This window comes from Synechococcus sp. H55.2 (genome assembly GCF_047462495.1).
GTDB lineage: Bacteria > Cyanobacteriota > Cyanobacteriia > Thermostichales > Thermostichaceae > Thermostichus.
The window spans coordinates 51,120-57,257 of sequence record NZ_JANSJH010000002.1; the positions used below are offsets into that span (position 1 = coordinate 51,120).

The following is a 6,138-nucleotide window of genomic DNA, read 5'->3' on the forward strand; positions in this document are numbered from 1 at the left end:
CCCCCTACCCCTCGGCCTACGCCCACGGTTGTCCCCCATCCAGAAGCTCCCCGGGGCCTCTACATCCCAGCCCGCCGCGATCTTCGCCTGTTGGTCATCAGCGATATGAACGGCATCTACGGCTCGGTGGACTACGACCCAGAGGTGGATCGGGCTATCCGCCTCATCCCCTACTTCCAGCCGGATATCGTCTTGGGAGGAGGGGACATGGTGGCCGGGCAGGATCCCCGCCTCTCGGAAGAGCGCATTCGCGCCATGTGGGCAGCCTTCGACCGGCATGTGGCCGGCCCGCTGCGAGCCGCCAAACTCCCCTACGGCTTCACGCTGGGCAATCACGATGCTTCCTGTGCCCGCACCACGCGGGGCGGTTTTCTCTTCCAAAAAGAACGGGATTTGGCCCGTGAGTTTTGGAACGACCCGGCCCACGATCCGGGCTTGAACTTTGTGGATCGAGGCGACTTTCCCTTCTACTACACCTTTGAAAAAGACGGGGTATTTTACTTAGTCTGGGACGCCACCTGCAACTACATCCCGCCGGAACAGATGGCCTGGGCGGAAGCAGCACTGGCCAGCGAACGGGCTCAGAAGGCCAAGTTGCGCATCGTTATCGGCCACCTACCCCTCTATGCGATTACCGTCGGGCGCGACGATCCAGGAGAGGTGTTGCTGGAGGCCGATGCCAAGCGGGCCCTGCTGGAGAAGTACCGCGTCCACACCTACATCAGCGGCCACGACCACGGCTACTACCCTGGCCACAAGGGGCAACTGCAACTGCTCCATTGCGGCATTCTTGGCTCCGGCCCCCGCCCCCTCCTGAATAGCCCCCTGCCCCCCCGCAAGACCCTCACCCTTATCGACGTGGATTTCAACACTTCGGAGGTTACCTACTACACCACCTACCACATGCGGGATCTGAGCGTGATCGACCAAGCCGAGCTGCCCCGCTTCATCACCGGGCACAATGGCTTGGTGCTGCGCCGCGACGTCAATTGGGACAACCTCACCCCCGAAGAAATCGCCACCTGCCAAGCTCGTATTGGATCCCTGTGTCGGGATTAACTCTGTCGATTCCATGGAGGGAAACGCTGCCGAGCCGATGCGTTGTCTTACTTTTCCCCCACCATCCCATCCATCAGTCCAATCAATCAAGAGTTGGGGCGCACAACTCCTGCTACTTTAGTTAAGAGTTGATTACAGATGGTCTCGTTGCTGGTCGAGGTAAAAGGGGATCTGCTGGATAAGCAGGTGTGGGAGCGGTTCCACGCTCTCTCTGACCCGCTCCGTCTACGCGTGCTGCAACTGCTGCAGGGGCGCGAGTTGTGTGTTTGCGAGCTCTGCGAAAAGCTACAGGTTAGCCAGTCTAAGCTTTCATTTCACTTGAAAACTCTGCGAGATGCCAAGCTGGTTAACGCTCGCCAGCAGGGGCGCTGGATTTACTACAGCCTTAACCCACCCGGTTTTCAGCTCTTGCAGCATTTTTTGGATAGCTTGGGACAGGCTGGCCCCCCCAAAGCCGCGGTTCCCTGTGCCGAAGATCCCTGAGAAGATCCCTAGGTGTTGGGCGCGGCAACCCAAAATACCCCCGGAAAAACTGTTGGATCCCGCCATACTGAAGGTGGGCCAACAGAAGCGCATCTCTATTTCTCTCCTGGCAGCCCCAGGGATCCCGTTGGCTTCACTCGCTGCGCCATCTCCCAAAGTCCGTCAAAATTCCCTGACACCGGCCATTGGGCTCTTTGTTAGGATCGATACAACAAAAGTGGGGACGGCATGACACGCGACCCGAGAGAGGAGTTGAAACGCATCCACCGGGCACACCTGCGGAATCGCCTCAAAGAGCGGGTGAAACGCGCCCAGTCGGATCCATCTTTGCTGGCACGAGAAGCTTTTGAGTTGGGTTTCTCGCTTCCCGCTTTACTCGAGCAACCCAAACTCAATTCCCCTGCCAAGCAACCTCAAGATGGCAGCAACGATCACGGAAGAATTTCTCCCCGGCGACTCTCAGAGCAGTTAGCCTAGGCGATGATTTGGAATCGTGCCTTCTCCTTAAAAGGGGGGAAACAGCTTCCCCATGGTGGTACCCTGAGTTTGGGACTCAAGAGAGGGAGCCTGGTCGAGCACCCCAAATTGGGACTGAGCTTTGTGGGCGGAAGTTCTGGTGGAAAACTCAGCCTGCATTGTTGAGCAAGCGGAAAAAAGATTAACGCAAACAGCGAAAAAAGAAGATGTGCGGTTTCTCGGCTTTTGTTCGTGGAGGTGTTATGCCTGAAGTGGACAAAGCCGTCCTAAAGGACAAGGGTTCAGACCCAGGAGGTTTTGATGATGAGCACCGCCGAAGCCCTTAAAATTCTCAGCCTTCCGCCGGATGCAAGCGAGCGGCAGATCCGGGGGCGATTGTTTCAGGAATACCAAACTCTCGGCACTGCTCTCGCAGAACTGGAGGATGAGCGACAAAGGCCCTTGCTAGAGGCGCAACTGGCGCGGCTGAATGAGGCGCGGGATGTGCTGCTGGGCGGGGGATCCCAGGTAGAGAGAGGGTTATCTTGGGTTAGCCCGGAAGACTTGCCTTCCCAGGTGATCGTGCTGCTCTACCAAGCCAATGGGCAGGAGGGGATCTGCACGCGCCAGGTTGGTGGTCAAGATATTGTTATTGCTTTTGAGAGCTCGTTTGCGGCCAGAAAATATGCCCAGAGGCTGGCTCAACAGGGACTGCCTAAGCCTGTAGCAGAACGTTTTGACACGCAGGAGATCGTCGATTTTTGTCGCGAAGGGGGCTACGGATTGATGGTGGTTCCGGCCAACGAGATGCTGGAGCCTCTGGAGGAGAGCACGGAAACCGCGCGGGATTGGCAGAGCAAATCCTAACGGCCTGGACTTCAGCCAGATTGCGTTGCGAGGGTCTTCGATGATCACTGCCGAACCGATCTCTGCAGAGGAGTTTCGCCAGATCATGGATGCGGATCTGGAGGCTTGCTGTGAAGCATTTGGCCTGAGGGAGGGGTACCTGCGTCTGCAACAACAACAACTGCGCTTCTGGATTATGCTGGCCCTTTGCCTGTTGGTGGTTGCTCTGGTGATCTTCTCGGCGATGCGGGATCCCGGCTATTGGCTGCTGTACGCGGTGGCCGTCCTGTTGCTGGGGGTGGTTTTGCTGGGGCTGCTCTGGGCCATCCTGGAGTTGCGGCAAAACCTGCGTCGCATTCGTCAGCGTTGGCAGGAGGCCCATCTCCTCAACAGCCCGCCCAAGATCATGGAGTTCGCCAGCGACCTGGCCCGCAAGGTGAAGGAGTACAACCGCTGGGTGCAGGAGCTGCAACAATCGCTGGAAAGAGGGCAGTATTGGCGCGATTTTCGCCAACTGAACGAGGCAGAGCAGAAGTACGTCCAGTCCCTCTTTTTGCAGGTGCGAGCCCAGTTGATCACGGCTTTGCAGATGTGCAGAGCCTTGATCGAAGACCCGCGGGTTTCCGTAGAGCAGTACTTTAACCAGATGGTTGCCCGGGATCAGCAACTGCTGGAGCAATTTATCGCCAAAAACTTGACTGCCAACCGCTACGTAACCATGGCCCGCGAGCTATCTGCCCTGGAAGCAGATTTGCAAAGCCGGCTCAGAGTCCTGGGATCCCGGTGATAGTCTGGTGGGTCGATGTTCGGCAGCTCGTTTATGAGAAGCAGAGGCACTGCAACGCTGTACATCCTGCTGGGGCTGGGCCTGCTGGGGTGCGGGGATCCCAACGTGCCGCTGACCCAGCCGCCCCCTGATGCTTTCCGGGTCAGCACCCCGCGCCCCCCGCGCTTGGATCTGTACCCCACCCCACCACCAACGCCCACCCCTACTCCCACACCGCCCCCCGGCTTGCTGGAGCTCACGGCCCGTTGGCTGGGGATCCCTTGGCCGCCGCAACGGCGAGAGACCAGCCCGGTGAGGTTGAGCGCCCGTTTCCTCGAGATCCCACTGCCGCCCAAGCCTCGCCCCTCACCCCAACCTTCCCCTAGCCCGGAAGCAGAGGAGAGAAAGCAGCAAGGCCGCGAGACCTAGTCCACACCGCTGGCCTCTGGGGATCTAGGCGCCCACAGTCACCGGCTCCGTCTCTCGCACCCGCATCTTTTCGCAGGGGATGATGTCTGTCAGGATAGAGCTGGCCATCATGCCCGTGTGGATCTCCAGTTTGGCTCCCGGCACTGCCTCAAACAGCAGCCGCTGCCCTGGGAAGACCACCCGCTCAAAGTACCAGTTTTCGATATTTGTGATGCGAACCACCTGAACGGAGCTGGTCGCATTGATGTAGCTACAGGTTATTCGCTCTGTTTGTCTTTTGGCGGGGATTGCATCAAGTGTTTGCATAATTAGATCACCAGCCCACTCTGCTCAGCCTAGCATCTACCCTAACACCGCCTGGGGATCGCTGCGGTAGTCTGCGATACGGCGATCCCAACCAGCAGAAATTAATCCTGGAAAAGCAATTTCTGTATTTTATCTTACCGTTTTGATTTTTTCAGAATGGCTCCTCAACTCAGGACGGACTTGGATTGAGATTTCTTCCTGCGGCGAGGCAATTTCTCACAGAAAATCTCCACAGAGTAGTAGTCAAGATTACATTTTGAGTCCCCTTGGAGTTTGGGGATCAGGGCTCGTGGACGCTCGCTCCGGTCGTCGGTTTCTGCGGCGACTGGCGGGGATCCCAGTTCAGGCCCTCCACCCGCAGCTCCAGCGCCCCCGACTGGCGCACCGGATTGTATTGCAAGCTAAATCCATAGGTGCGGCGGTCGTAACCCAGGCGGTAGGTGATGTCCACCTGCTGGCCTGACTGCAGATCCACCGTCGTCTCTGCCCCCACCCGCAGCGGGCCATACAGCTGCTGTAAAAAGCCCAGAACAAGTTGCTCCCGCGTGGTGATGCGGTCGAACAAAAACGGCGAGGCCCCCGCCAAAAAACCATTGGAGTAGGTCACCCTCAGGTTGGTGTAGTCGAAGGTATCGGCCACAAAAGCCCCGATTACCGCATCGATGCCGATGCTGCCGGCAGTATAGCTTTGGACACGGCCATTGGAGTAGAGTGACTGGCTGCTGCTGACGCCGGTGTTGAGCCAGATTCCCTGTTCGATGGGCAGAGCGGAAAAGCGGGGCGGGGGATCTGCTGCCGTCTTGGGAGGGCTCCAGAGGGGAAAGGAGCGAGTTAGGGTTGCCCCCAGTTGCAGACGGGCGAGCTGAATGCGGTCGGTGGTCTTGGCCAAGGCCAGATCGGGATCGGTGTCGATGTCGCCGAGTTGCCCGAGGGCGTCGATGTAGTCGGCGGCTATGCGGTAGCTGAAATCCAAACCGGTGTTGCCGAGGCGGAGGGTGGGCGAGCTGTAGCTAGCACCAAGGCGATTCTCCACAATCTGAAACCCCAGCCGCCCGCTGAAGAAACGCTCTCGGTAGGCATAGGTATAAGTGACTTGGCCGCCGTTGCCGGTGGTAACGCGATGTTCGACCTGGGCCCGCAAGCGCCGGGCAAATTCCTCGAAGACGATCCCGCGCAGCTCGGCAAACAGCGAGGTTTGGGCATTGGCTTCCGGTTGCCGCCAACGAAAATCAGCCCGCAGCCCGATCCCATCGCGGATCCCTTGATCGCTGCCCCAAAGGCGTTGCGGATACAGTTGCGGGGAGAGCACCAGGCTGAGATTGGGATCCTGCAGCAGCTCGAAGTTGGCCTGCAGGATCAGGCCGCGCCGCAGCTCTTCCCGGTCGAAGTCATCGTAGAAAAGGCTGATGGGCGGCTGACGGTTCAATGAGTCGAAACGCAGCCGAATGGGCAGGGGCAGAAACAAGACCTGGTCGAAAACCAGTTGGCCAGCTTCGGCAATCAACAGGCTGGAACCATCCGCCTGCAAGGTAGAGGTCGCCCGCGGGCTGCGGATCTCCAGCTCCGGCGGATCCAGCGGGTCATTGGTCAGCCGCACCTGCTCTCCTTCCCAGTTGTTGGCATCGAAGCGGATGCGGGCAGCGCGAAAGCGCACCAGCCGCTGCGGCGAGAGGGCCGCCGCCGGGGATCCGGCAGCTTGCAACTGGCCGATATCCACCTGGCCGAAGGCTTCTTCCAACACTCCTCGCTCTTGCTCAAAGTCGTATTCCAGCCGGGATCCCTGGATGCGCTGC

7 protein-coding genes are annotated in these 6,138 nt (G+C 58.9%); 5 read left to right on the forward strand and 2 right to left on the reverse strand.

What is annotated here, in order from left to right:
- From NW844_RS00640 to NW844_RS00660, 5 genes are all read left to right on the forward strand, one after another.
- Window positions 1–1,059: metallophosphoesterase family protein (locus NW844_RS00640; RefSeq protein WP_414332553.1), on the forward strand; the 1,059-nt coding region annotated here is incomplete at its 5' end.
- A gap of 138 nt (window positions 1,060–1,197) precedes the next feature.
- Entirely contained in the window at window positions 1,198–1,542 is a 345-nt protein-coding gene (locus tag NW844_RS00645) for an ArsR/SmtB family transcription factor (protein WP_414332555.1), read from the forward strand.
- Window positions 1,543–2,319: 777 nt separating this feature from the next.
- A complete protein-coding gene (locus tag NW844_RS00650) occupies window positions 2,320–2,865 on the forward strand; it encodes a DUF3110 domain-containing protein (protein WP_414332557.1) in 546 nt (181 codons plus the stop codon).
- Window positions 2,866–2,905: 40 nt separating this feature from the next.
- The gene (locus tag NW844_RS00655; protein ID WP_414332559.1) at window positions 2,906–3,631 is read left to right on the forward strand and encodes a hypothetical protein; all 726 of its coding nucleotides are present in this window, start codon (window positions 2,906–2,908) and stop codon (window positions 3,629–3,631) included.
- 33 nt (window positions 3,632–3,664) lie between these two features.
- Window positions 3,665–4,039: a hypothetical protein gene (locus tag NW844_RS00660; RefSeq protein WP_414332561.1), complete on the forward strand. Its 375-nt coding sequence runs from the start codon at window positions 3,665–3,667 to the stop codon at window positions 4,037–4,039.
- A gap of 24 nt (window positions 4,040–4,063) precedes the next feature.
- Here the strand turns inward: NW844_RS00660 and NW844_RS00665 are convergent, their stop codons facing one another.
- The gene (locus tag NW844_RS00665) at window positions 4,064–4,345 is read right to left on the reverse strand and encodes a DUF1830 domain-containing protein (protein WP_414332563.1); all 282 of its coding nucleotides are present in this window, start codon (window positions 4,343–4,345) and stop codon (window positions 4,064–4,066) included.
- A gap of 280 nt (window positions 4,346–4,625) precedes the next feature.
- On the reverse strand, window positions 4,626–6,138 hold a 1,513-nt coding region (locus NW844_RS00670), incomplete at its 5' end, for a DUF3769 domain-containing protein (protein ID WP_414332565.1).

Coding starts and splice junctions, on each gene's coding strand:
- NW844_RS00645 (WP_414332555.1), top strand. CDS start 1,198: ATGGTCTCGTTGCTGGTCGAGGTAAAAGGGGATCTGCTGGATAAGCAG.
- NW844_RS00650 (WP_414332557.1), top strand. CDS start 2,320: ATGATGAGCACCGCCGAAGCCCTTAAAATTCTCAGCCTTCCGCCGGAT.
- NW844_RS00655 (WP_414332559.1), top strand. CDS start 2,906: ATGATCACTGCCGAACCGATCTCTGCAGAGGAGTTTCGCCAGATCATG.
- NW844_RS00660 (WP_414332561.1), top strand. CDS start 3,665: ATGAGAAGCAGAGGCACTGCAACGCTGTACATCCTGCTGGGGCTGGGC.
- NW844_RS00665 (WP_414332563.1), bottom strand. CDS start 4,345: ATGCAAACACTTGATGCAATCCCCGCCAAAAGACAAACAGAGCGAATA.